This is a genomic window from Sinisalibacter lacisalsi (genome assembly GCF_014640115.1).
GTDB classification, from domain to species: Bacteria; Pseudomonadota; Alphaproteobacteria; order Rhodobacterales; family Rhodobacteraceae; genus Sinisalibacter; species Sinisalibacter lacisalsi.
Map to the genome: position 1 here is coordinate 308,040 of NZ_BMGI01000005.1, position 23,702 is coordinate 331,741.

General features: G+C 68.6%; 23 protein-coding genes. 3 read left to right on the forward strand and 20 right to left on the reverse strand.

Features of this window, described 5'->3' with window-relative positions:
- Positions 1-116: 116 nt before the first annotated feature.
- From IEW01_RS15515 to IEW01_RS15590, 16 genes are all read right to left on the reverse strand, one after another.
- Positions 117-2,177: a 3-hydroxyacyl-CoA dehydrogenase NAD-binding domain-containing protein gene (locus IEW01_RS15515; protein WP_188529392.1), complete on the reverse strand. Its 2,061-nt coding sequence runs from the start codon at positions 2,175-2,177 to the stop codon at positions 117-119.
- A gap of 16 nt (positions 2,178-2,193) precedes the next feature.
- Positions 2,194-3,105, reverse strand: coding sequence for a helix-turn-helix transcriptional regulator (locus IEW01_RS15520; protein ID WP_188529394.1), 912 nt, complete (start codon positions 3,103-3,105; stop codon positions 2,194-2,196).
- 90 nt (positions 3,106-3,195) lie between these two features.
- Positions 3,196-3,615 carry an acyl-CoA thioesterase gene (locus tag IEW01_RS15525; protein ID WP_188529396.1) on the reverse strand — a complete coding sequence of 140 codons (420 nt, stop codon included), beginning with the start codon at positions 3,613-3,615 and terminating at the stop codon, positions 3,196-3,198.
- Positions 3,616-3,692: 77 nt separating this feature from the next.
- Positions 3,693-4,886, reverse strand: coding sequence for a benzoyl-CoA 2,3-epoxidase subunit BoxA (gene boxA / locus IEW01_RS15530; RefSeq protein ID WP_188529398.1), 1,194 nt, complete (start codon positions 4,884-4,886; stop codon positions 3,693-3,695).
- Positions 4,883-5,053, reverse strand: coding sequence for a hypothetical protein (locus tag IEW01_RS15535; protein WP_188529400.1), 171 nt, complete (start codon positions 5,051-5,053; stop codon positions 4,883-4,885). The genes boxA and IEW01_RS15535 overlap by 4 nt, the downstream gene beginning before the upstream one ends.
- A 111-nt stretch (positions 5,054-5,164) precedes the next feature.
- Positions 5,165-6,616: a benzoyl-CoA 2,3-epoxidase subunit BoxB gene (gene boxB, locus IEW01_RS15540; RefSeq protein ID WP_188529402.1), complete on the reverse strand. Its 1,452-nt coding sequence runs from the start codon at positions 6,614-6,616 to the stop codon at positions 5,165-5,167.
- A gap of 51 nt (positions 6,617-6,667) precedes the next feature.
- Positions 6,668-8,326, reverse strand: a complete 1,659-nt coding sequence (gene boxC / locus IEW01_RS15545) for a 2,3-epoxybenzoyl-CoA dihydrolase (RefSeq protein ID WP_188529404.1) — start codon at positions 8,324-8,326, stop codon at positions 6,668-6,670.
- 148 nt (positions 8,327-8,474) lie between these two features.
- Positions 8,475-8,861: a DUF309 domain-containing protein gene (locus IEW01_RS15550; protein ID WP_188529406.1), complete on the reverse strand. Its 387-nt coding sequence runs from the start codon at positions 8,859-8,861 to the stop codon at positions 8,475-8,477.
- The gene (locus IEW01_RS15555) at positions 8,858-9,670 is read right to left on the reverse strand and encodes an alpha/beta fold hydrolase (protein ID WP_188529408.1); all 813 of its coding nucleotides are present in this window, start codon (positions 9,668-9,670) and stop codon (positions 8,858-8,860) included. Before IEW01_RS15555 ends, IEW01_RS15550 begins: the two co-directional genes overlap by 4 nt.
- A 3-nt stretch (positions 9,671-9,673) precedes the next feature.
- Positions 9,674-11,203: a benzoate-CoA ligase family protein gene (locus IEW01_RS15560; RefSeq protein WP_188529410.1), complete on the reverse strand. Its 1,530-nt coding sequence runs from the start codon at positions 11,201-11,203 to the stop codon at positions 9,674-9,676.
- A 54-nt stretch (positions 11,204-11,257) separates the two neighbouring features.
- Positions 11,258-11,725, reverse strand: coding sequence for a 4-hydroxylaminobenzoate lyase (locus IEW01_RS15565; protein WP_188529412.1), 468 nt, complete (start codon positions 11,723-11,725; stop codon positions 11,258-11,260).
- Between the two features lie 115 nt (positions 11,726-11,840).
- Positions 11,841-13,871, reverse strand: a complete 2,031-nt coding sequence (locus tag IEW01_RS15570) for a M3 family metallopeptidase (RefSeq protein WP_188529415.1) — start codon at positions 13,869-13,871, stop codon at positions 11,841-11,843.
- Positions 13,872-14,045: 174 nt separating this feature from the next.
- Complete coding sequence (locus IEW01_RS15575) at positions 14,046-15,074, reverse strand: HesA/MoeB/ThiF family protein (RefSeq protein ID WP_188529417.1); 1,029 nt, start codon at positions 15,072-15,074, stop codon at positions 14,046-14,048.
- Complete coding sequence (dut, locus tag IEW01_RS15580; RefSeq protein WP_188529419.1) at positions 15,071-15,535, reverse strand: dUTP diphosphatase; 465 nt, start codon at positions 15,533-15,535, stop codon at positions 15,071-15,073. The genes IEW01_RS15575 and dut overlap by 4 nt, the downstream gene beginning before the upstream one ends.
- Positions 15,532-16,743 (reverse strand): bifunctional phosphopantothenoylcysteine decarboxylase/phosphopantothenate--cysteine ligase CoaBC, encoded by a 1,212-nt coding sequence (coaBC, locus tag IEW01_RS15585; RefSeq protein WP_188529555.1) that lies wholly within the window; start codon positions 16,741-16,743, stop codon positions 15,532-15,534. Before coaBC ends, dut begins: the two co-directional genes overlap by 4 nt.
- A gap of 130 nt (positions 16,744-16,873) precedes the next feature.
- Positions 16,874-17,656 (reverse strand): ChaN family lipoprotein, encoded by a 783-nt coding sequence (locus tag IEW01_RS15590; RefSeq protein ID WP_188529421.1) that lies wholly within the window; start codon positions 17,654-17,656, stop codon positions 16,874-16,876.
- A gap of 75 nt (positions 17,657-17,731) precedes the next feature.
- Between IEW01_RS15590 and cobU the strand changes: the two genes are divergently transcribed.
- From cobU to IEW01_RS15605, 3 genes are all read left to right on the forward strand, one after another.
- On the forward strand, positions 17,732-18,274 hold the full coding sequence (gene cobU, locus IEW01_RS15595; RefSeq protein WP_188529423.1) for a bifunctional adenosylcobinamide kinase/adenosylcobinamide-phosphate guanylyltransferase: 543 nt from the start codon (positions 17,732-17,734) through the stop codon (positions 18,272-18,274).
- Positions 18,271-18,837, forward strand: a complete 567-nt coding sequence (locus IEW01_RS15600) for a histidine phosphatase family protein (RefSeq protein ID WP_188529425.1) — start codon at positions 18,271-18,273, stop codon at positions 18,835-18,837. Before cobU ends, IEW01_RS15600 begins: the two co-directional genes overlap by 4 nt.
- Positions 18,838-19,017: 180 nt before the next feature.
- Positions 19,018-20,532, forward strand: a complete 1,515-nt coding sequence (locus IEW01_RS15605; protein WP_188529427.1) for a YifB family Mg chelatase-like AAA ATPase — start codon at positions 19,018-19,020, stop codon at positions 20,530-20,532.
- Here the strand turns inward: IEW01_RS15605 and IEW01_RS15610 are convergent.
- From IEW01_RS15610 to rsmI, 4 genes are read right to left on the reverse strand one after another with little or no spacing between them, the layout of a single operon-like run.
- Positions 20,499-21,446: an alpha/beta hydrolase fold domain-containing protein gene (locus IEW01_RS15610; RefSeq protein WP_188529429.1), complete on the reverse strand. Its 948-nt coding sequence runs from the start codon at positions 21,444-21,446 to the stop codon at positions 20,499-20,501. The genes IEW01_RS15605 and IEW01_RS15610 overlap by 34 nt on opposite strands.
- Entirely contained in the window at positions 21,443-22,384 is a 942-nt protein-coding gene (gene gshB, locus IEW01_RS15615) for a glutathione synthase (RefSeq protein ID WP_188529431.1), read from the reverse strand. Before gshB ends, IEW01_RS15610 begins: the two co-directional genes overlap by 4 nt.
- Before the next feature lie 56 nt (positions 22,385-22,440).
- A complete protein-coding gene (locus tag IEW01_RS15620) occupies positions 22,441-22,791 on the reverse strand; it encodes a YraN family protein (protein ID WP_188529436.1) in 351 nt (116 codons plus the stop codon).
- Entirely contained in the window at positions 22,788-23,642 is an 855-nt protein-coding gene (gene rsmI / locus IEW01_RS15625; RefSeq protein ID WP_188529438.1) for a 16S rRNA (cytidine(1402)-2'-O)-methyltransferase, read from the reverse strand. The genes IEW01_RS15620 and rsmI overlap by 4 nt, the downstream gene beginning before the upstream one ends.
- Between the last annotated feature and the right edge of the window lie 60 nt (positions 23,643-23,702).

Sequence of the window (23,702 nt, forward strand, 5' to 3'; positions counted from 1 at the left end):
CGCCGCGCGGGCCATTGAAAATGACTATTCAGGCGCGCGGAGCGGCGTGGTCTTGCCCCGGCGCGCGCGGGCTCGACGTGCCGGCGGCACCCTGCCGCCCGGCCACCCGAACAGGGTCAGCCGGTGGCGAACCGCCCGTCCTCGGCTGCAAGACGGCGAATGAGGGCGGCGGGCTGCCACGCCACCGGGTCTTCCTGCGCGAAGGCTTCGAGCCGGGCGAGAATGGCCCCTGCCCCGAGCGTATCGGCGTGGTGCATCAGCCCGCCGCGCCAGCGCGGAAAACCGTAGCCCGCCACCGTCACCACGTCGATATCCGCCGCCGACTGCGCGATACCCTCGTCGAGAATCGCCGCCGCCTCGTTGATCATCGCCAGAACGAGACGCTCTCGGATCTCGTCCGGGCTGTAGGCGCGCCGTTCGACCTTGCCGAAGTATGCCTCCTCGCGGGCGAGATCTTCCACCAGCGGGTCGACCACCTTGCCGCCGCCGCCGGGGTAGCGATACCAGCCCACGCCCACCTTCTTGCCGAGCCGCCCCTCGTTCACCATCCGGTCGGCGATCGGGATGTAGCGGCGGTTGGGATCGCGCGTGGCGTCCTGTCGGCGGCGGTTGGCGAAGGCAATGTCGAGGCCGGAGAGATCCTGCGCCTCGTAAGGCCCCATCGGGTAGCCGAACTCGACCATCGCCTCGTCGATCTCCCAGGGGTTCGAGCCGTCCATCATCACCGTGTCGGCGGCCTCGCGGTAGCGCGCGAGAATGCGGTTGCCGATGAACCCGTCGCAGACGCCCGCGAGCACCGGCAACTTGCGCAGCCGTTTGGCCAGCGCGAAGCCGGTGGCGAGGGCGGCGTCGGAGGTGGCATCTCCGCGCACGATCTCAAGCAGCTTCATGATATGGGCGGGGGCGAAGAAATGCAGGCCCACCAGCCGGGTCGGATCGTCGAGCACGGCGGCGATCTCGTTGACGTCGAGGTAGGAGGTGTTGGTGGCCATAAGCGTGTCGGGCCGCATCGCCGCCTGAAGCTGGCCGAACACCGATTGCTTGACCTCCATGCTCTCGAAGGCGGCCTCGATCGCGAGATCCGCCTCCTGCGCGATGGCGTAATCGGCCGTGGCGTTGAAGGCGGCGCGCCGCGCCTGCGCCGTCGTCTCGTCGATCAGCCCGCGTTTCAGGCTGGCCGCAACGATGTTTTCCACGTTCGCCTTGGCGCGGGCGACACCCTCGGCATCGGTCTCGATGATGTCTACGAAGATGCCTGCGTTCAGGAGCGCATAGGCGATTCCCGCCCCCATCGTGCCGCCGCCGACCACCACCGCGCGGGTGATTTCGGCCGGGTGGGTATCTTTCAGCCAGTCCGGCGTCTTGGCGCCGCGCTCGGCGAAGAAGATGTGGCGCAGCGCCTTCGCCTGCGCACCGGCCCGCAGTTTGAGGAAGGTCTCGCGCTCCACCGGCTGCGCCTCGTCGAGCGGGGTGGTGATGCTCATCTCCACGAGGTCGATGGCGCGCTGGGGGGCGATCTGTCCGCGCATCCGCGCCCCCGCCGTCGCCCGGGCCGCCGCCAGCGCCTCGGCGTCGGCCTCCGGCCCCGGCAGATCGCCCACCGCCACGGCGGTGGAGAGAAGTTCGTGGTTCACCTCTTCGGCGGCGAAGGCCGGGTCATCCGAAAGCTCGTCGACCAGCCGCAGCTCCAGCGCCCGGCTGCCGGTCACCGGCTTGCCGGTGGCGATCATGTCGAGCGCGGGTTTGAGCCCGACGAGGCGGGGGAGCCGCTGCGTGCCCCCCGCGCCGGGCACCACGCCGAGGGTGACCTCCGGCAGGCCGATCTGAGCATCGGGCGTGGCGATGCGGTAGCGGCAGGCCAGCGCCAGCTCGCAGCCGCCGCCGAGCGCCGGGCCGCGAATGGCCGCGATCCACGGCACCTCGCAGGCCTCGATCCGGGCCACCACATCGGGCAGGTGCGGCTCGATCGCCGGGCCATCGAACTCGCTCGCATCGGCGCCTGCGGCGAAGGCCCGACCGGCGCCCGACAGGATCACCCGCTCCAGCCCTGCCTCGGCCTCGATCCAGTCGAGCGCGGCCATGAGGCCCGCGCGGGTTTCCTGCCCGATGGCGTTCACCGGCGGGAAATCGAGGATGACATGGGCGGTGGCGCCATCGCGGCGGGTGGTAACGGGCATGGGTCTCTCCGGGGTTTTAGCCGAGAAAATCGTGGGAACGGATCAGCGCGAGCATTTCATCGAGGCTTTCGTCCTCGGTGCGGCCCGAGGTGTCAAGTTTCGCCAGCGCGCGTTCGTAGAGCGCCTCGCGCGCGGTGAGGATGGATCTGAGCTGCTCCATCGCCTCGGGGTTGCCCGCCATCGGCCGGGTATCGCCCTGCTCGCGGACGCGGGCCATGTGCTCGGCCGGCGTGGCCTTGACCCAGATGGTGTGGAACTTCGACAACAGCACGTTGTAGGTTTCCGGCTCGGCCACGATGCCGCCGGCAACCGCGAGGATCATCGTGTCGTGGGTGGCGATCACCCGGTCGATGGCCTGGGCCTCGAGCCGGCGGTAGCCCTCCTGGCCGTAGAGCGCCATCAATTCCTCCACCGGCATACCCGATTGCTCCTCGATCTCGCGGTTGAGTTCGAGGAAGGGGATGCCAAGCACGTCGCCGGCGCGCCGCCCGAGCGTTGACTTGCCCGCGCCGCGCAGGCCGACGAGGCAGATCCGGTGCGCCCGCGCCGCCGCCACCGGCTCGGGGCTCAGCGTGGCGAGCACGCGCGCCTGGGTCCGGGCGTTGGCGGTGCGGAACAGGTCGGCCACCCGCAGCGCCTCGGACGACCACGGATCATCCTCGCCCACCAGCCATTCGATCTTGTGATCGAGCGCATGGGCGACCCGCTGCAGCAGGCCGATCGAGATATTGCCCTCGCCGGCTTCGAGCTGGGCAAGGTAGCGCGGCGACACACCGGACTTTTCCGAAAGCACCCGGCGCGGAATGCCCTTGCGATCACGCGCGCGGCGCACCCGTTCGCCGACACGGGCGATCAGGATCTCGACCTCGCGGTCGGCGTCCGACGCGGCCTCCTGCACCTCGCCGCGAAAATTGGTGATCTCCGCCATGACCCGTCACATGCTCAATAATGCAGCAATCCTAGGGCGTCGCCCGGCATCGCTCAATGAAAAACCCGCACGATTACGCAAAATAATGCATTAATCAACCGAGGCGAGCATCGGCTCGACGATGGCGCGCACCTCGTCAGGCGCGGGGCGTTTCTCGAAGCTGCCGGCAACGATGAAAACGCAGACAAACAGGCCCTCGAAACAGAGCTTGCCGCCCTGAAACCCATCGACCCGGAAGCTGATCGAGCTTTCGCCAAGCCGCACCGGGCGGACCTCGCAGATCAGCCGGTGGCGCGGCGTGATCGGCGCGCGGAAATCCATCTCCATGTGGACGAAGGGGGTGCCGAAGCCGCGATCGAGCTCCATCTGGAACCAGCCGTCGCCGTCGAGATTGGCCTCCCACCAGCCGTTGATCGCGTCCAGCGCCCAGGCCGGGATATTGGCGGTATAGGCAATGCGGGCCGGGTCGCAATCGCCCCAGGACACGCGGATTTCGTGGGCGTAGGGCATTGGCTCTCCTTCGGCGCGGGGCAAGGCGCGTGCAGGCGCCCCCGGAACCCTCTTCGAAGACGGTTCCCCCGCCCGGGTCAATAGGTTTCGACGTGGTAGCGGCCGTCTTCGCGCATCGCGTCGCGCACCGTTTTCCACTCCAGCCCGACGCCGCGGGCGATATCGTCCAGCGCCGCCTCGACGCCGGTCTCCATCTCCTTCAGGCCGCAGATATAGATATGGGCATTGGGGTTGGTGAGCATCGCCGAAACGCGCCCGGCTTCCTCGCGCAGCTTGTCCTGCACGTAGTGCTTGGGTTCGCCCTCCAGCCGCGAGAAGGCGAAGACCTTGTGCATGAAGGCCTCGGGCACCTTCTTGAGCGGGCCGAAATAGGGCAGTTCCTCGGGCCGGCGGGCGCCGAACACGAGGTTCAGCTTGCCATTGCTGGCCGGGGTCTCGCGCTGGCGGCGCATGGTGAAGCCGCGGAACGGGGCCGAGCCGGTGCCGGTGCAGATCATCAGAAGTTCCGCGTCCGGGTCGGACGGCAAGAGGAAGGTGGCGCCGAACGGGCCGGTCACCTGCACCTCGTCGCCGGGCTTGAGATCGCAGACGTAAGTAGAGCACAGCCCGCCCTCCTCGCGTTTCACCGTGAGCGAGAGGTTGTTGTAATTCTGCCGTTCGCCGTCGCGGGGGGACGACACCGAGTAGAGCCGCGGCAGGTGCGGCTTGCCGTCGGCGTCGGTGCCGGGCGGGATGATCCCGATCGACTGGCCTTCGAGCACCGGCATCGGCTGGCCGCCGAAATCGAGGATGATGTGGCGCACGTCGTTGTCGGACCCCTCGGCGGTGAGGCGGAAATTTCCGGTGACCTTCGCGGTGGCGGGCTTGCCGATGGTGTAGAGGTTGACCGTGGGCTTGGAGGCCGTCGCCGGGGCCCTGACCTTGCCGCCGGCGCCGGCATGGGCTTCGGCCAGCAGCGCCGCCATCGCCTCGTCGAGCGCTTCCATCCCGGTATCGGCCTCGTCGCCGCCGACGATCTCTTCCTGCTCGGGAAGCTCCGACCAGGAATATTGATCTTCGAGCGAATAGGGCTCGACCACCACCCGCCACTCGTCGATCGAGCCGGTGGGGCAGACGGGGATGCAATCCATGCAGAAATTGCACTTGTCCACGTCGACCACGACGTTGTTGTCGTCATGGGTGATCGCCTCGACCGGGCAGGTCATCTCGCAGGTGTAGCAGCGGATGCAGATCTCGGGGTCGATCAGGTGCTGTTTGAGCGGCTTGTTCACGCGCTTTTTCCCTTGAGGATCGTGTCAGGCAGAGTGAGCGCCTCGATCAGCGCCTCGCACAGCCCGGTGCATTCCTTGCAGCCGACGCAGCCGCCGCGCAGGCCGGCGATGTTGCCGGCGAGCGCACGGGTGCGCGGGGCGTGGGCGATGTTGCGTTCGATGGTCATGGCGCTCTCCGTTTCCATGTTTCGGGCCGCTGGCCCGACCCGCCGGGGGGGGCGCTGCCCCCCCGGTCCCCCCCGAGGTATTTTTCGACCCAAGAAGGGGACAGGCCGGTCTTACGCCATGGCGAGCTTGACGTATTCGAAGTCGCCCGGCTTGTTGTCGATGCCAACTTTCGGCGGCGCGATCCAGCCGGCAAATTGTCCCGGCTCGGTCACCTGCACCATCAGCGACTGGATGTAGTCGCCGTCGGCATGGGTCGGCAGCCACTGGCTCTGGCCCGCATCGTATTCGGCGCCCGAAACCAGCTTGCCCTCGGGATCGAACAGCTTGTCGGCGAAGACGCCGATCTTGCGGTTGAACGCCTCGTGCGGCAGCTTCATTTCGAAATCGATCCCGGCCTTCTCGATGATCTTGTTCCAGCGGCCGACGCCACCGGCGGCATCGCGGGTGTAGTCGTCGCGCAGGCGCATGTTGATCGCGGTGAGCGCGGGGACTTCCTTGCGCACCAGCTGGCCGTCCTCGAAATCCCACACCGTGTAGGTGTCGTTGGTGAGCTTGTGGTCGTCGTCGATCCGGTGCTCGTGGTAGCGGCCCTTGATCCCGGCGTTGAAGGCGTTGGCAGCGTTGGTCGACACCTCCTGACCGAACAGATCGAGGCTCAGGGTGTAGTGCAGGTTGAGCTTCTTCTGGATCAGCGGCAGGTCGATGACGCCGAGCGCGCGGATGCGGTCGGTGTCATAGGGGTCGTCGATGCCGTTTTCCTTCATCACCTGGCAGGTGCGCTCGATGGTGCGGCCCACCCCGGTTTCGCCCACGAACATGTGGTGGGCTTCTTCCGTCAGCATGAAGCGGCAGGTGCGCGACAGCGGGTCGAAGCCCGACTGGGCGAGGCTTTCAAGCTGCATCTTGCCGTCGCGGTCGGTGAAGTAGGTGAACATGAAGAACGACAGCCAGTCGGGCGTTTCCTCGTTGAAGGCGCCGAGCATGCGGGGCGCTTCTTCCGAACCGGAGGAGCGGCGCAGCAGGTCGTCGGCCTCCTCGCGGCCGTCACGACCGAAGTACTTCTGCAAGAGGTAGACCATCGCCCAGAGGTGGCGGCCTTCCTCGACGTTGACCTGGAACAGGTTGCGCATGTCGTAGAGCGAGGGCGCGGTGATCGCGAGGAAGCGCTGCTGCTCGACCGAGGCCGGCTCGGTATCGCCCTGGATCACGATCAGGCGCTTCATCAGGTTGCGGTATTCGCCCGGGACTTCCTGCCACGCCGGCTCGCCGGCGTGTTCGCCGCAGGGAATGGTGCGGCCCTCGACCTGCGGCGCGAGCAGGATACCCCAGCGATACTCCGGCATCTTGACGTAATCGAACTTGGCCCAGCCCTTGGGGTCGACGGAGACGGCGGTGCGCAGGTAGACGAGGCTTTCCTGGAAGTTCTGGGGGATCAGGTCATTCCACCAGTTGATGTAGCCCGGGTGCCACTTCTCAAGCGCCTTGAGCACCTGCTTGTCGGACGACAGCCCGACGTTGTTGGGGATCAGGGTGTCGTAGGAAACGTTCATCATGTCTTGCATGGGGTCCTCCCAGTTTTGTTTGACCGCGCGAAATGCGCGCGCAGCTGCGCCTCAGACGCGTTCCATGTTGTAGTTGCCGCGAATACCGGTGCCGTAACGCTGCAGCGCGCCGTCGGGGCCGGTGGCATTGGGGCGGTTGAAAATCCAGTTCTGCCAGGCGGTGAGCCGGCCGAAGATGCGGGTTTCCATGGTTTCGGGCCCCGGGAAGCGCAGGTTGGCTTCCATGCCCGTCATCGCGTCGGGGCTGAACGAGGCACGCTCTTCCATGAAGATGCGGATTTCGTCTTCCCAGTCGATGTCGTCGAGGATGTAGGTGACGAGGCCCAGCGCGTCGGCCTCCCCGGCCTCGATCGGCTCGCCGATCTTCGCCTTGGCCGCCTCTACCGCTTCGGGTTCGCCGAGGAAGCGGGTATCGAGCCGCGAGAGATCGTTCGACATCGGGTATTGCCCGAAGTTCGAGGCCGACAGCGTAATCGTGGCCACCGGCCGGTTGTCGCCCTCGAACTCGTCTTCCATCATGTAGGAGCGGTCGACGGCGAAGAGGATCTCGGCCAGCACCCCGGTGAAGCAGGAGCCGTGCTCGACCAGCGCCACGAGGCTGCGCGAGGTCATGTCGATCCGCTTCAGCACGCGCTTCCAGTAGCCGAGGGTCTCGCGTGCGAGCCAGTGGTCCTTGTTGGCGAGCAGCAGGTCTTCGTGGGCCTGCACCAGCGCCGGATCGCCTTGCGAGCGGAAGGCGAGCAGGCCCACCTCCATCTCGTTGAGGCGCAGGTGGAGGATCGCGTCGTCCAGCTCGCGGGCGAGCTTGAGCAGGTAGAAGTCGGCGCCCTGGGCGACCACCTCGTCCATGCTGCCGGGCGCATCCGCGCCGGGGCCGGACAGGGTGATCGTGGCCTTGCGCGCGGCGCGGTCGATCTCGACCTCGACCAGCTCGTAATGCACGCCGCCATCGTCGATCTTGCGGGCGAGCGGGGTGAGGCTGATGCCCTTCTCCACGTCGGGCTTGGCGGAGGCGGCGGCGAATTCGCGGGCGCGCTCGGCCACCACGTCGTCGAACTTCGAGTTCGGGATCACCTCGTCGACCAGCCGCCATTCCTGCGCGCGCTTGCCGCGGACGCCCTCCTCGATCGAGCAGAACACATCGGCCCGGTCGCGGCGCACCTTGCGCTTGTCGGTCACGCGGGTGAGGCCGCCGGTGCCGGGCAGAACCGCCAGCAGCGGCACCTCCGGCAGCGCCACCGAGGAGGTGCTGTCATCGGTGAGCATGATGTGGTTGCAGGCCAGCGCCAGCTCGTAGCCACCACCGGCGCAGGCGCCCTTGACGGCCGCGATCCACTTCTGGTCGGAATCCGCCTCGGCCGCCTCGAAGGTGTTGCGGGTTTCGTTGGTGAACTTGCAGAAGTTCACCTTGTGGGCATGGCTCGCGCCGCCGAGCATGCGGATGTTGGCGCCGGCGCAGAACACCTTGTCCTTGCCGGATTTCATCACCACCACCTTCACCTCCGGATGCTCGAAGCGCATCCGCTGGGTGACATCGGCCAGTTCGATATCGACGCCGAGGTCGTAGGAATTGAGCTTGAGCTGGTAGCCCTCGAAAAGCCCGGCGTTCTCGTCCACGTCCATGTAGACCGTGGCGATGGGGCCGTCATACTCCACCCGCCAGTGGCGGTATTTCGACGGGTCGGTCTGAAAGTCGATCAGCTTGTCCACGCGTCTCTCCCTGTCTGCGTTGAGGTGCAGTATAGTGCGGCATCCCGTCCAGATCAACAGGGGTGTGCACTATAGTGCTATCTTTATCTTCGTTATTTTACAGTGGTTTGACGGAATTACCGAAATCCACCTTCTGAAAATTGGTGCACTATAGTGCACTACCTACATCATCACGGCCGACCGGAGGAATCACCAGGGATTCCAGCCGCGCGAGTTCCGCCCGGCCCCAGCCGGTGTCGATCCCGAGCACCTCGCCCTGGCCTGCGCGGCCAAGGTGCTCGCCGGCCAGTGCGGCGATGCGGCGGGCGGCGGGCGCGCGGCCCATGCGCAGCTTGAGCCAGCCGTTTGCAAGCTGGATCAGCCCCTGCAGCAACGCCCGCTCGCGCGAATTGGGGGCGGCGTCGAGCCAGAGCGGCTCCCACGCCTCGTGCGCTTCCCAGAAAAACCCGGCGCGATAGAGCGCAAGCCCCTCCTCCAGCCCGGGGCAGATCTCCGCCTCGGGGCGCGGGGTGAGGCCGGGCAGGTGCGGTATCACGTCACCGGCTCCGCCGCCTCGTTGGCTTCGAGCCGGGCACAGAATTCTGTTATCGCGGCGAGGGTGTCCTCCGGCTTCTCGAGCTGCGGCGCGTGGTGCGCGCCCTCGATGATCGCGGTTTCAACCGGCGCATAGCTGCGGGTTTCGATCTCGCGGATCTGGGCCAGCGTGCCGTATTGATCGGCGCTGCCCTGGATCGCGAGGCAGGGGATGCGCCAGTAGTCGATCACCTCGCCGACGTTCCATTTCCTGAAGCCCTCCGCCAGCCAGGCGTCGTTCCAGCCGTAGAAGGTATTGTCGGGGTCGCGGTGATACTTGGCCATCTTGCCGCGCAACTCGCTCGTCACGTAGGCCTTGCGGGCATGGGCGATCTCGGCCAGCCCCATCTCCTCGGTGAAGAAATGCGGCGCGATCAGGATCAGCGCGCGCACCCGGTGATCCTGCACCCGCCCTGCGTATTCGGCGGCGATGGTCGCGCCGTCGGAATGGCCCATCAGCACGCCGCGCCGGAAGCCGATGGCGTCGAGCACCTGCGGCAGCACCTCCTCCGCCTCGCGCGTCATGTAATCCAGCGGACGCGGCAGATCGGCAAGGTCGGACTGTCCGTAGCCCGCCCGCGAAAAGACCATCACGCCAAAGCCCGTGGCCGCCGCGAGCCGGGCCGGCACGTCGCGCCACAGCGCGGTGCAGCCCAGGCCCTCGTGCAGCATCACGATCGTCGGCGCCGCGTCGGGCGCCGGGCCATGGCAAGCGTATTCCAGCCGCTTTCCCCCGGCTTCGAGAAACCCGCTCTCAACCCAATCCGCCATGTCTCAGGCCCTCAGCTTGAAGCGCTGGATCTTGCCGGTCGCGGTCTTCGGCAGCTCGTCCACCACCTCGATCCAGCGGGGATATTTCCACATGCCGATCTTTTCCTTCACGATCTCCTTGAGTTCGTCCATCGAAGGTGCCTCGGCGCCGTCCTTGAGCACGATATAGGCGGCAGGCTTAATCAGGTCCTTCTCGTCCGCCCGGGCCACCACGGCGGCTTCCAGCACGGCGGGGTGCTCGACCAGCGCCTGCTCCACCTCGAAGGGGCTTACCCAGATACCGGAGACCTTGAACATGTCGTCGGTGCGCCCGCAGTAGACATAGCGCCCCTCCGCGTCGCGCTCATACTTGTCGCCGGTGCGCGTCCAGTGCCCCTCGAAGGTCGACATCGACTTGTGGCGGCGGTTCCAGTAGCCCTCGGCGCTCGACGGACCGCGCACCAGCAGTTCGCCCACCTCGCCCTCGGGCACGTCCTCGTCGTGCTCATCGACCAGCCGCACCTCGTAGCCCGGCACCGGTTTGCCGGAGGTGCCGTAGACGATCTCGCCGGGGCGGTTGGAGAGGAAGATATGCAGCATCTCGGTGGAGCCGACGCCGTCGATGATCTCGGCGCCCCAGAGCTTTTCCCAGCGCTCGCCGATCTCGCGCGGCAGGGCCTCGCCGGCGGAGGTGCAGATGCGGATCGCGTGGGTTGGCTTGCCGCCCTTCTTTTCCTGCTCCGCCACCAGCGCGGCGTAGAGCGTGGGCACGCCGCAGAACACGGTCGGCCGCTCGCGCGCCATGATGTCGAACACCGCGTCGGGCGTGGGCCGCCCGCCGTAGATCACCGTGGTCGCGCCCACGCTCATCGGAAAGCTCATCGCGTTGCCGAGCCCGTAGGCGAAGAACATCTTGGCGACGGAAAACACCACGTCATTCTCACGGATGCCAAGCACTTGCGCGCCGAAGGTATCGACGGTGGCCTTGAGCGAGGCATGAACGTGGCGCACCCCCTTCGGCGTGCCGGTGGAGCCCGAGGAATAGAGCCAGAACGCCAGTTCGTCGCCATCGGCTTCGACCGGCTCGATCGCTGGCGCCTCGTGCACGAAATCGGCGTAGCTCTCGGTGCCCTCGGGCGCCTCGCCGATCACCAGCACGGCGCGCAGGAAGCGGTTGCCGTCGATCGCCGGTTTCACCACGTCCCAGAGCTGCTCCGAGACCACGAGGATCGAGGCGCGGCTGTCGTTCAGGATCGTCTCGTAGATGTCGCTGGCCAGAAGCGTGTTGAGCGGCACCGGGATGGCCCCGGCCTTGAGCGCGCCCCAGAACACCACCGGAAACTCGATCTGGTCGCGCACGATCATCGCCACCCGCTCTTCGCGGCGCACGCCATGGCGCAGCAGCGCGCCGCCGAACCGGGCGGTTTCCTCGGCGAGCTGGTTGTAGGTCAGGCTGCGCTGTTCGCCATCGGCCTCGCGAAAAGCCACCTTCTCTCCCCGGCCCTCCGAAAGGTGACGATCCACGAACCAGATCGCGGCGTTTTCGTTCTCCATATTGTCCTCCCTGAACGACCCGGGCTGTCGCACCCGGTGCCGCTGTTGGCCCGGCTACTTGCCGGTGAATTCGATCGCCCCCTCGGGCAGCAGGTAGATCACGTAGGCGTCGCCGCCGGAAACGGTGGGGTGATGATCGCTGCCCGGCGGGTAAACATACCATCCGGCTGCGAAATCGTCGAACTTCGGCGCCCCCTCGATCGGGATGACCGCGCCGATCTCGCCGGTCGGGTGCACATGGTGGGGGCCCTTCACATCCTTCATCCGCACCACGTCGACCGAGAACTGCCCGGTCGCACCGCCGGGCTTGATCGCGCGGCCGAACTTCACGCCGCCCGCCTCGCGGCTCATCAGCCAGCCGTCGCGCTCGCCCTCGGCGCAGAGCGCGCCAAGGCGCTGAAAATCGGGGCCGTCCGCCGGGTATTCAGCGTTGAGAAACGCCGCCATCCGCTCGTCCAGCGGCACACCCTCGAGCTGGGCGGCGATCCCCGACAGGAGCATGGAAAACTCTTCCGACGACATGCTGTCCTCCCTGTTCGCATCACGAGTCGATTATGCTTTATAGTGCATACCTGCCAGAGTGACGCAACCAGAATTGCCGGATAATGCATTTTTTTGCATACCATCCGGCGAAACCTCAGGCGGCGTCGTCCAGCAGCCCCCGCCCCTTCAGCAGCGCCTCGACGCCCGGCAGGCTGCCGCGAAACCCGACATAGGCCTCGCCCGGGTCCTGCCCGTTACCCGCCGACAGGATCGCGCGCTCCAGCCGCTCTGCGGTGGCGGGATCGAACGGATCGCCCGCCTCCTCGAACGCGGCGAAGGCGTCGGCGTCCATCACCTCCGACCACATGTAGGAGTAATAGCCCGAGGAATAGCCGTCGCCGGCGAAGACATGGGCGAAATGCGGGGTGGCATGGCGCATCCGGATCGCATGCGGCAAGCCGATCTCTTCGAGAACCTGCGCCTGTTTCTGCATCGGGTCGGCGGGGGCCGGGCCATCATGGAAGGCGAGATCGACCAGCGCGGAGGCGAGGTATTCGACGGTCTGGAACCCCATGTCATGGGTCGCCGCGCCAAGCAGGCGCGTGCGCATGTCCTCGGGCATCGGCTCGCCCGTCTCGGCATGGGTGGCGAAGCGCGCCAGAACCTCCGGCACTTCCAGCCAGTGTTCGAAAAGCTGCGACGGCAGTTCGACGAAATCGCGCGCCACCGAGGTGCCGGCGATGCTCTCGTAGGTCACGTCCGAAAGGATGTTGTGCAGCGCGTGGCCGAACTCGTGAAACAGCGTGCGCGCGTCGTCCCACCCCAGAAGCGCGGGATCGCCCTCCCCGGGCCTCGAGAAATTGCACACGTTCAACACGATCGGCCGCTGCTCGCCACCGAGTTTGGCTTGCCGGCGCATCGTCGTGCACCACGCGCCCGACCGTTTCGAGGCCCGCGCGAAGTAGTCACCGACGAACACCGCCATGTGCCGTCCCGCACGCGTCACCTCCCAGGCGCGCACGTCGGGATGATAGAGCGCCGTATCGAGCGGGCGGAATTCAAGGCCGAACAGCCGCCCGGCCACGTCGAAGGCCGCCTCGATCATCCGGTCGAGCTGGAGGTAGGGCTTGAGCGCGGCCTCGTCGAGATCGTGCTCGGCCTGCCGCCGCTTCTCGGAATAATAGTGCCAGTCCCAGGGCTCCAGCGGCCCCTCATGGCCGTCGGCATGCAGCATCGCCTCGAGGCGGGCAGCATCCGCCTCGGCGGCGGCGCGCGCTGGCTGCCACACCCGCATCAGGAGATCGCGCACCGCCTGGGGCGTTTTCGCCATCTCCGGCTCGAGCTTGTAGGCGGCAAAACTCTCGTAGCCCAGCAGCCGGGCACGCTCTTCGCGCAGGCGCAAGGTCTCGGCGGCAATGGCGCGGTTGTCGGTCGCCCCGCCGTTTGCCCCGCGCGCGACATAGGCTTGATAGGCGCGGCGGCGCAGGTCGCGGCGCGGCGAGAAGGCAAGAAACGGCGTGATCAGCGAGCGCGACAAGGTGATCACCGGGCCGGCCGCCCCGCGCTCCCGGCCCGCCGCACGGGCGCTTGCCACGACGAAGGCCGGCAAGCCTTCAAGATCGGATTCGGACAAGTTCATCGCCCATTCGCGCTCGTCCGCCAGCAGGTTTTGCGTGAATCCTGTACCTAGCGCGGCGAGCCGCTGCATGATCCCGGTGAGCCGCTCCCGGTCGTCGCCTGCCAGCATGGCGCCCGCGCGCAGGAACCCGCGCCGGGTCAGAAACAGCACCCGCGCCTGCTCGTCGTCCAGATCGAGATCGTCACGCTCCTGCCACAACGCCTCGACCCGGGCAAACAGCGCCGGGTTCAGCGCGACCTCGGAAGCATAGGCGGCGAGCTTCGGCGAAAGCTCGCGCTGCAGGGCCTCGCGCGCCGGGTTGGCGTCGGCCCCGGCCAGCGCGTAGAACAGGCCCAGAACCCGCGAAAGCCCAACCTCCGCCCGCTCCAGGGCTTCGATGGTGTTGGCAAAACTCGCCGGCTCCGGGTTCTCGGCGATCGCCGTCACCGCGGCGCGCGCCTCCTCCAGCGCCCGGTCGATGGCAGGGGCGAAATCCTCGTCCTTGATCGCGTCGAAGGGTGGCAAGGCGAAATCGCCGGTCCACTCGGCAAGAAGGGGGTTGGTCATGCGCGTCTCCTTTGCCATCAAGCTAGGCGCGCGCGCCCGGACCGGCAAGCCGCGCCCTGCTTCTTGGGTCCGAAAATACCTCGGGGGGTCACGCCGGAGGCGTGCCTCCGGCACGACGGGCGGAGCCCCCAACCAAACCATCCTGCGCGGCGCAGCCGCACCGCTTCGTCCCGCTCAACCGCCGCAGACCGGGCAATCGGCGCGTTTTTTCGTCTTGATGATGCGCGCCTCGGCAAAAAGCCCGTCCCAGATCAGGAGCCGGCCGCGCAGGCCCTCGCCGGCGCCTGCGATCTCCTTCACCGCCTCGCCCGCCATCATAGCCCCGATCACCCCGGGCAAGGGGCCGATCACCCCCGCCTCGGCGCAGCTCGGCGCCAGCCCCGGAGCGGGCGCCTCGGGGAAGACGCAGGCATAGCAGGGCGCGCCCGCAGCGGGATCCCACGTCGCCAGTTGCCCCTCCCACTGGCTGATCGCGCCGCCGATCACCGGCTTGCCCAGCCCCGCCGCCACCCGGTTGACGAGATAGCGGGTGGCGAAATTGTCCGAGCCTTCGAGGATCAGGTCGTACTCGGCGAACAGGTCCGCCGCGATCTCTTCGGTGAGCCGCCGGTTGTAGGGCCGCACGTCGATGTGCGGGTTCAGCGCCCGCATCGCCGCTTCGGCGGAAAACACCTTCGGCGCGCCGATATCGGCATCACCGTGGATCACCTGGCGCTGGAGGTTGGAATTCGAAACGGTATCGTCGTCGATCACCCCGATGGTGCCCACCCCGGCGGCGGCAAGGTAGAGCAGCGCCGGGCTGCCGAGCCCGCCGGCCCCGACCACCAGCACCCGCGCCTCCTTCAGCGCCTTTTGGCCCGGGCCGCCGATCTCGCGCAGCACGATGTGGCGGGCGTAGCGGTCAAGCTCGGTGTCGGAAAACGGCCCGGTCTGCGCCGCCTCCGCCTCGGGCGCGCGCGCCCTGAGCCAGCCGAGCCCGCGCGCGTAGAGCGCCACCAGCGCCAACACCCCCGCAAACGTCGCCCAGCCGGCGAAGGAGCCGCCGATGGCCCGCGGCAGCGCGTGGTCCGCGGGCAGCAGGCCGTGCGCGAGCAGCACCGCGGCGAACAGAATCGCGGTCAGCCCCGCGCGCATCCGCAGCGGAAAGCCGAGCCACTGCCCCAGCCCCCAGATCAGCGCCAGCGCAAGCAGGAAGCCGGTCATTTGCGCCCCGTCGAGCCGAAGCCACCGGGGCCGCGCGCCGTTTCGCCCAGCGCCTCGACCCGTTCGAACCCGAACTGCACCACCGGCGCGATCACCGCCTGCGCGATCCGGTCGCCATGGTGCACGATGTAGGGTTCCAGCCCGAGGTTGACGAGCAGAACCCCGAGCGGCCCGCGATAATCGCTGTCGATCGTGCCGGGGGTGTTGGGCACGGTCACGCCGTATTTCAGCGCCAGCCCCGAGCGCGGCCGGATCTGGATCTCGAAGCCCGGCGGGATTTCCACCCGGAGGCCGGTGGGCACGATCCGGCGCTCCATCGGCCCGAGCAGGATGCCGAGGTGGCGCTCGTCGATAGGCAGGTTGGCGCGCAGATCGGCGCCCGCCGCCCCGTCGGTTTCGTAGGAGGGGGGCGAAAGGTTCTCGTCGGCCCCCTCGTCCCAGACGAAGCGCACCACGCTCATGCCCCGGCCTCCCCCGCCAGCGCCTCGGCGATGCGGGCGGCGAGCTTGCGGGCGACGTCACGCTTCGACATCCGCGGCCAGTCCTCGACGCCATCGGCCCGCACCAGGTGCACCGCGTTCTCGCTGCCGCCCATGATCCCGGTCTCGGGCCGCACGTCATTGGCCACGATCCAGTCGCACCGCTTGCGCGTGAGCTTGGCGCTGGCATTGGCGATCACGTCGTCGGTCTCGGCGGCGAAGCCCACCACCAGCCGGGGCCGGCCCGTCTCCATCCCGCCGACGGTGGCGAGAATGTCGGGGTTCTCGGCGAACTCCAGAACCGGCGGGTTACCGGTGCCGTCCTTCTTCATCTTGCTCGACGCGGCCGAGGCCACGCGCCAGTCGGCCACGGCGGCGGCGAACACGGCGGCATCGGCGGGCAGCGCCGCCTCGACCGCCGCGAGCATCTCGCGCGCGGTGTCGACCCGCACCACCGTCACGCCATCGGGCGGCGGCACCTCGGCCGGGCCGGTGACGAAGGTCACCGAAGCGCCAAGGCCCGCGAGGGCGGCGGCGATCGCCGTGCCCTGCGCCCCCGACGAGCGGTTGGCGATGTAGCGCACCGGGTCGATCGGTTCGTGGGTCGGGCCGGAGGTGACCAGCACGTGCCGCCCCTTGAGCGGCCCATCGACCAGCGCCGCCTCGACCGCCGCGGCGATCTCGTCGGGCTCGACCATCCGCCCCGGGCCGAACTCGCCACAGGCCATCGCGCCTTCGGTCGGCCCGGCAAAGATCACGCCATCGTCCTTGAGCCGCGCCACGTTGCGCCGCGTCGCCGGGTGGTCCCACATCCGCACGTTCATCGCCGGGGCCATGAGCACGCGCTTGTCGGTCGCCATCAGGATGGTCGAGGCAAGATCATTGGCCAGCCCGTTGGCCATCTTGGCGAGAAGATCGGCGGTGGCCGGGGCCACCACCACGAGATCGGCATCGCGCGACAGTTCGATATGCCCCATCTCGGCCTCCTCGGTGAGATCGAACAGATCGGTATACACCTTTTCGGCCGCCAGCGCCGAGGCCGACAGCGGGGTGACGAACTCCTGCCCCGCCCGCGTGATCACCGGCACCACGCTCGCACCGCTTGCGCGCAGAAGCCGGATCAGCGTGAGCGCCTTGAACGCGGCCACGCCGCCACCGATGATGAGAAGAACCCGTTTTCCCGCGAGCATCCGCGCCTCCCGTGCCGTCGCCTCCTTGTTACGGGGCCAGATCACGCCGCGCAATGGCGAGCTTCCCCCCTTCATCCTGGCTGAAATACCTCACGGGGGTCCGGGGGTGTGAAACCCCCGGCGCGCGCCGCTAGCGAAACGCGAGGCAGGGATCGGGCCGGTCGACCCCCGGCGCGTCGAGCACCAGGTCGAAGCCGCCCTGCGGCGGCGCGCCGTCTTCCGACTGGCCGAGGCTGAACAGGCTCACCTCGGGCGCGGTCCGGGCGATATAGGCGGGCACGCCCCAATCCTTGCGCGCGTGGCCGTTGCCGGTGATCACCACCACCGGCCCGCCGGTCTCGGCCAGCGCGTCCAGCGCGGCGCGGGCCAGAACCGCGTCGCGCAGGCGTTGCAGATCGACCATGCCGGGCAGGAGTTCGAGCGGCAGCGCGTCGCAATGCGCCGCCATCTGCAGGTTCAGCCGGTCCGCCAGTTCCTCCGCCTGCAGATCGCCGGTCAGCCCGTAAGCCTCCGCCTCGGCCCCGAAGGCACGGGGAATGCCGATCCGCATCGCGTTGCGGGTCTCGTCGCGGGGCACCGCCGCGCCGCGCACCGCGGCCCCGCGGGCGGCGGCGAATATCGGGTAATACATCTCGAAATCCGGCCAGCCCGACGCCGACCATTCGAGGGCCTCGGCGAGTCCCGCCGGGTCATCCAGCATGTCGTCACGCACCCGCGCGGCCTGCGCTTCGGTCAGCATCTCGAAGACGATGGCACGGGGTGCGAGCGCGGCCACCGCCTCGGCCTGCACCGCGTGATGCGCCGGGTTGTCATGCACCTCGCCCAGCACGACGATATCGGCGGACACCTCGCCAAGCGGGCTTGCCGTGGCGGGGAGTGCAACAAGGGCGATGAGCGCGAAGATCCTGAACATCTTCTCAATCTGGGGTGTCCGCCGCGCCCGCACAAGCATCTTTCCCCCGCGCGCGCCCGATGCTAGGCGAAGATCATGACCGTTTCGCTGCCTGACCTTACCCTCGTTCTCGGCGCCGCCGCCTCCGGCAAGTCCGCCTTCGCCGAGCGGATGCTGGCGGCCACCGGTCGGCCGCTGACCTACATCGCCACCGCGCAGGCCTTCGACGAGGAGATGCGGGTGAAGATCGTGGCCCACCAGGCCCGGCGCGGAGCGGGCTGGACGACGGTGGAAGCGCCGCTCGACCTCGCCGCGCCACTGGCCGCCGTGGAGCCGGAGGGGGCGGTGCTGATCGACTGCGCCACGCTCTGGCTGACCAACCACCTCATCGCCGAGCATGATCTCACCACCGAGGAATCGCGCCTGCTGCACGCGATCCGCGATGCTGCCGCGCCGGTGGTGGTGGTGTCGAACGAGGTCGGCGCGGGGATCGTGCCGGAAAACGCCCTCGCGCGCCGCTTCCGCGCGGCGCAGGGCCGGCTCAACCAGAGCCTCGCCGCGCGCGCCGATCTTGTCGTCGCGGTGATGGCCGGGCTGCCGCTGGTGCTCAAGGGGCATCTGCCGGAGGGCCAGGCATGAGCGAAATCTGGTGGGTGCGCCACGGGCCGACACACCGCAAGGACATGATCGGCTGGACCGACGCGCCCGCCGATCTCTCCGACACCGAGGCGCTCGCGCGGCTCGCGGCCTACCTGCCGGACGCCCCGGTGGTGTCGTCCGACCTGTCGCGCGCCGTGGCCACCGCCGACGCGATCCAGGGCGACAGGCCGCGCCTGGCCCACCTGCCCGGCCTGCGCGAGTTGAACTTCGGCGCATGGGAAGGCCGCAGCGCGGCGGAGCTCTACGAGGAAGACCCGCGGATCATGTCCGCCTACTGGGACGACCCGGCGCTTGTCCGCCCGCCGGGCGGCGAAAGCTTCACAGACCTCGCGCAAAGGGTGAACGAGGCGCTCGATGCGCTGGCGACGCACCCCAAGCTCATCGCGGTGGCGCATTTCGGCGTGATCCTCACCCAGATCCACCGCGCGCGTGGCGGCAATGTGAAAGACGTGCTGGCCGAGCGGATCGAGAACCTTTCGGTGACCGAACTTCGGCACGGCCCCGCGGGCTGGGACGCGCGGCGGATCAACCACCTGCCCTGACGACCGCAGACCGGCGCGCAGGCGGTTTTCCCGGTGTTGACCGGGGCGTTGTCCCGTCATGTCGGAGGTATGCCGTGGCCATGTGCTCCAGTGGTATTTGGGCCATGACGAAGCGGCATTAACCTTTCTTAAACCATCCTGTCGTTAACCATGGCATGACGATTTGTGAGGAGATCGGGGATGGTGGCGCGGGCCTATACCGTGGCGTTCGTCGGCGTCGAGGCGCGGCCGGTCGAGGTGCAATGCGCGCTCTCGGCGGGGCTGCCGGGATTTGCCATCGTCGGCCTGCCCGACAAGGCGGTGAGCGAGGCGCGCGAACGGGTGCGCGCGGCCCTCACGGCGATGGCCATCGCGCTGCCGTCGAAGAAGATCACCGTCAACCTCTCGCCCGCCGATCTGCCGAAGGAAGGCTCGCATTACGATCTGCCGATCGCGCTGGCGCTGCTCGCCGCGATCGGGGCGATCCCGGCGGAGGAGGTGGAGCACACCGTTTCGCTGGGCGAATTGTCGCTGGACGGCTCGCTGGTGGCGGTCACCGGTGCGCTGCCGGCCGCCATGGCCGCCGCCGAGGCCGAGCGGTCGCTGGTGGTGCCCAGGGCCTGCGGCGCGGAGGCGGCCTGGGTCGGTGCGGCGCGGGTGCTGGCCGCGCCGACGCTCGTGGCGGTGATCCGCCATTTCACCGGCCAGGCACCGCTGGAACCGGCCGAACCGGGCGAGGTGCGCGAAGACACGGGCGGGCGCGACCTTGCCGACGTCAAGGGCCAGGAACGCGCCAAGCGCGCGATGGAGATCGCCGCCGCCGGGCGCCATCACCTGCTGATGGTCGGCAGCCCTGGGTCGGGCAAGTCGATGCTGGCCGCCCGCCTGCCCTCGATCCTGCCGCCGCTCACGCCGCAGGAGGCGCTGGAGACCTCGATGATCCACTCGCTGGCGGGGCTGATCTCGGAGGGCGGCATCTCGCGCACGCGGCCGTTTCGCGAACCGCATCACACCGCCTCGATGGCCGCGATCGTCGGCGGCGGGCGCGGCGCAAAGCCCGGTGAGATCAGCCTCGCGCATAACGGCGTGCTGTTTCTCGACGAATTCCCCGAGTTCCCTCGCCCGGTTCTGGAAACCCTGCGCCAGCCGGTGGAAACCGGCGAGGTGGTGGTCGCGCGGGCCAACGCGCATGTGCATTACCCCTGCCGGTTCATGCTGGTGGCCGCCGCCAACCCCTGCAAATGCGGCCATCTCGCCGACGCAGCACGGGCCTGTTCGCGCGCGCCGGGCTGCGGCGAGGATTACCTTGGGCGGATTTCCGGCCCGCTGATGGACAGGTTCGACCTGCGCCTCGACGTGCCCCCCGTGGCTTTCACCGATCTCGACCTGCCCGACGGTGGCGATCGCTCGGCGGTGGTGGCCGAGCGGGTGGCACGGGCGCGCGCGGTGCAGGCGGCGCGTTACGAGGGCAGCGGCGCCCGGGTCAACGCCGACGCCGAGGGCGCCACGCTCGAAGCGGTGGCGACGCCCGACGCCGAGGGGCGCGAGATCCTGCTCAAGGCCGCCGAGCGGTTCGGGCTCTCGGCGCGGGGCTATCACCGGGTGTTGCGCGTGGCGCGCACGATCGCCGACCTCGAAGGGGTCGAGGCGGTGCGCCGGCCGCACGTGGCCGAGGCGCTGAGTTACCGGATCGCGGGCGTGATGGCGCTGGCCTGATCTGGCCCGAGAACACCCGACACGAAGCGCGCGGCGCGCGTGAGCCCTTCGCGCGCCTCCGGCAGGTAGCCGTCGAAGATCACCCAGACGTGGGGCGCGTCGGGCCATTCATCGCATGTCACCTCGCCGCCACTTGCGCGCAGCCGGTCAGCGATGCGGCGGCAATCGTCGGCGAGGATCTCGGTGGCGGCGAATTGCAGGAAAACCGGCGGCGGATCGGGGAAATCGGCGAACAGCGGCGAGGCGCGCGGATCGTCGGGCGGGGTGCCGGGCAGGTAATAACGCAGCAGATCGTCGGCGCGCGAGGTCGGCAGCATCGAATCGCGGCCCGCGTTGGTCTCGATCGAGGCACCGGAAAAGGTCAGGTCGGTCACCGGCGAGAAGGCGAAGAGCCCGGCCGGACGCTGGCCCTCGGCAAGAAGGCCCGCGAGCAGGCCCAGCGCGAGGTTGCCCCCGGCGCTGTCGCCGCCGATCACGATGTCGGCCGGGCGGTAGCCAAGGGCGATCAGCGCATCCCAGGCCGCGCGGGCATCGTCCGGCGCCGCCGGGAAGGGATGCTCGGGCGCGAGCCGGTAGGCCGGGGCGACGATTTCGACGCGGGCGAGGCGCGCGATCTGGGCGAGCAGGCCCGCGTGGGTGCGCGGACTGCCGGCGACGAAGCCGCCGCCGTGGAAGTAGAGCACCCGTTTGCGCGGCAGCGGCGGATGCGAACCCGGGCGGTTGGAGATCACCAGGGCGGGCAGGCCAGGGGCGAGCGCGGTTTCGCGAAAGAGCGTGTGCGGCGGAACGCGGAACAGCCGCCGGGCGACGCGTTCGAAACGGGCGCGCAGCGGCACCGGATCGGCCGCGTGAGCCACCATCGGCTTGACGACGTAGCGGGCGAAGGCCGTCAGGAGGCTCAGGCGCAGGCTCACGTTCGGCGCGCCTCGATCGCCTCCCAGATCTTCGCCGTGACGTTGACCCCGTCGAAGCGTTCGAGTTCCTGCAGGCCGGTGGGGGAGGTGACGTTGATCTCGGTGAGCCAGTCGCCGATCACGTCGATGCCGACGAAGATCTGCCCCTTCTCGCGCAGGAGCGGGCCGATCGCGGCGCAGATCTCGCGGTCGCGCGCGGTGAGGCCGATCTTTTCGGGCCGCCCGCCGACGTGCATGTTGGAACGCGTCTCACCGGCGGCGGGCACCCGGTTGATCGCGCCCACAGGCTCGCCGTCGACGAGGATGATGCGCTTGTCGCCGGCGGCGACCGCGGGCAGGAATTTCTGCGCGATGAGCGGCTCGCGGTTCATCCCGGTGAACAGTTCGTGCAGCGAGGCGAGGTTGCGGTCGTTCGGGTCGAGCCGGAAGACCCCGGCGCCGCCGTTGCCGTAGAGCGGCTTGAGGATGATATCGCCGTGCTCGTGCTTGAACTCGCGCAAGGTGGCGAGGTCGCGCGCGATCATCGTCGGCGGCGTGAGGTCGGGGAAGCGCAGGACGAGCAGCTTCTCGGGATAGTTGCGCACCCAGAACGGATCGTTAACCACGAGGGTGTCGGGGTGGATCATGTCGAGCAGGTGGGTGGTGGTGATATAGCCCATGTCGAAGGGCGGATCCTGGCGTAGCCAGACCACGTCCCAGTCGGCGAGGTCGATCTCCTGCTCGGGCCCGAAGCTGACATGGTTGCCGCGCTCGCGCCGCAGCGTGACGGGCCAGCCGCGCGCCAGCACGCGGCCTTCGCGATACGACAGCCGGTCGGGCGTATAGTGGAACAGCGCATGGCCGCGGGCCTGGGCTTCTTCCATGATGCGGAAGGTGGAATCGGCGTCGATGTCGACCGCGCCGATCGGGTCCATCTGGACGGCAACTTTGAGGCTCATGCGTCTCTCCCGGTTTTCCCCTTACATGGCCTGCGCGGGGGCGGAGAGCAATGGGGCTATGCCCAGACGTTTTCCAGGATCTGCACCCGCCCCGCGGCATCGACCAAGGCCAGGTCGAAGCGCACATCGGTGAGCTGGCCGCGCGGTTCGGCGGCGACGAACTCCGACACCGCGCCGGCGATCCGGCTCATCTGGGCGCGCGTGAGCCGGTCCGCCGCGCGGGCGAAATCGCGCGCCTTCTTCACCTCGACGACGATCAGCCCGGCGCCATCGCGCAAAACAAGATCGAGCTCCCCGCGCGAGCCGCGCCAGCGCCGGGCCGCCACCGCGTGACCGCGGCGGGCATAATCGGCGGCGACGGCATCTTCCGCCGCCATCCCGGCGAGGTAGGACACCATGCCGCTCATCGCGTCTTCTCCATTTCCAGCGCCGCCTGGTAGACCTTGCGGCGCGGTATTCCGTAAGCCTCGGCCACCGTGGCCGCGGCATCCTTGAGGCTCATCTCGGCCATCGCCCGCACCAGCGCCGCCTCCATCGTCTCGTCCGCCACCGCGCCGGTGCCGCGATCCACCAGCACCACGACCTCGCCCTTCAAGTCGCGCCCGGCGATTCGTTCGACGAGATCGCCCAGCGTGCCGCGCAGCACTTCCTCGAACTTCTTGGTCAGCTCCCGGCAGACCGCCGCCGGCCGCTCCGCGCCCAGAGCCTCGCGCAGATCATCTAACAATTCGTGAACGCGCCTCGGGCTTTCATAGAAAACCAGCGTCGCCGGCACCTCGCGGAATTCCTCGATCCAGCGCAGCCGCGCCGCGTGCTGTGCCGGCGGGAAGCCTGCGAACAGGAAACGGTCCGACGGCAGGCCCGAGAGGCTGAGCGCGGCGAGCACCGCCGACGCCCCCGGCGCGGCGGTGACCAGATGGCCCGCTTCGGCCGCCTCGCGCGCGAGCGCATAGCCCGGATCGGAAACCAGCGGCGTGCCCGCCTCGCTGACATAGGCCACCGATTTGCCGCCGGCGAGCAGCTTGAAGATCCCAGCCCTGCCCCGGGCGCCGGAATGATCGTGGTAGGCGATGAGCGGACGCCCGCCGAGCGCGACGCCGTGGATTTCCATCAGCTTGCGCGCGGTGCGGGTGTCTTCCGCCGCGATCACGTCGGCCTGGGCAAGGATGTCGAGCGCGCGCAGGGTGATGTCGCGGGCGTTGCCGATCGGGGTCGCGACAAGATAGAGCCCGGCGGGCAGGGGCTTTTGGTCTGGCATCGAGGGTGGACCTGTGTGGCGTTGCGTCTATTATGCCTCCTGTCCGGGAGGCCGTGAGTC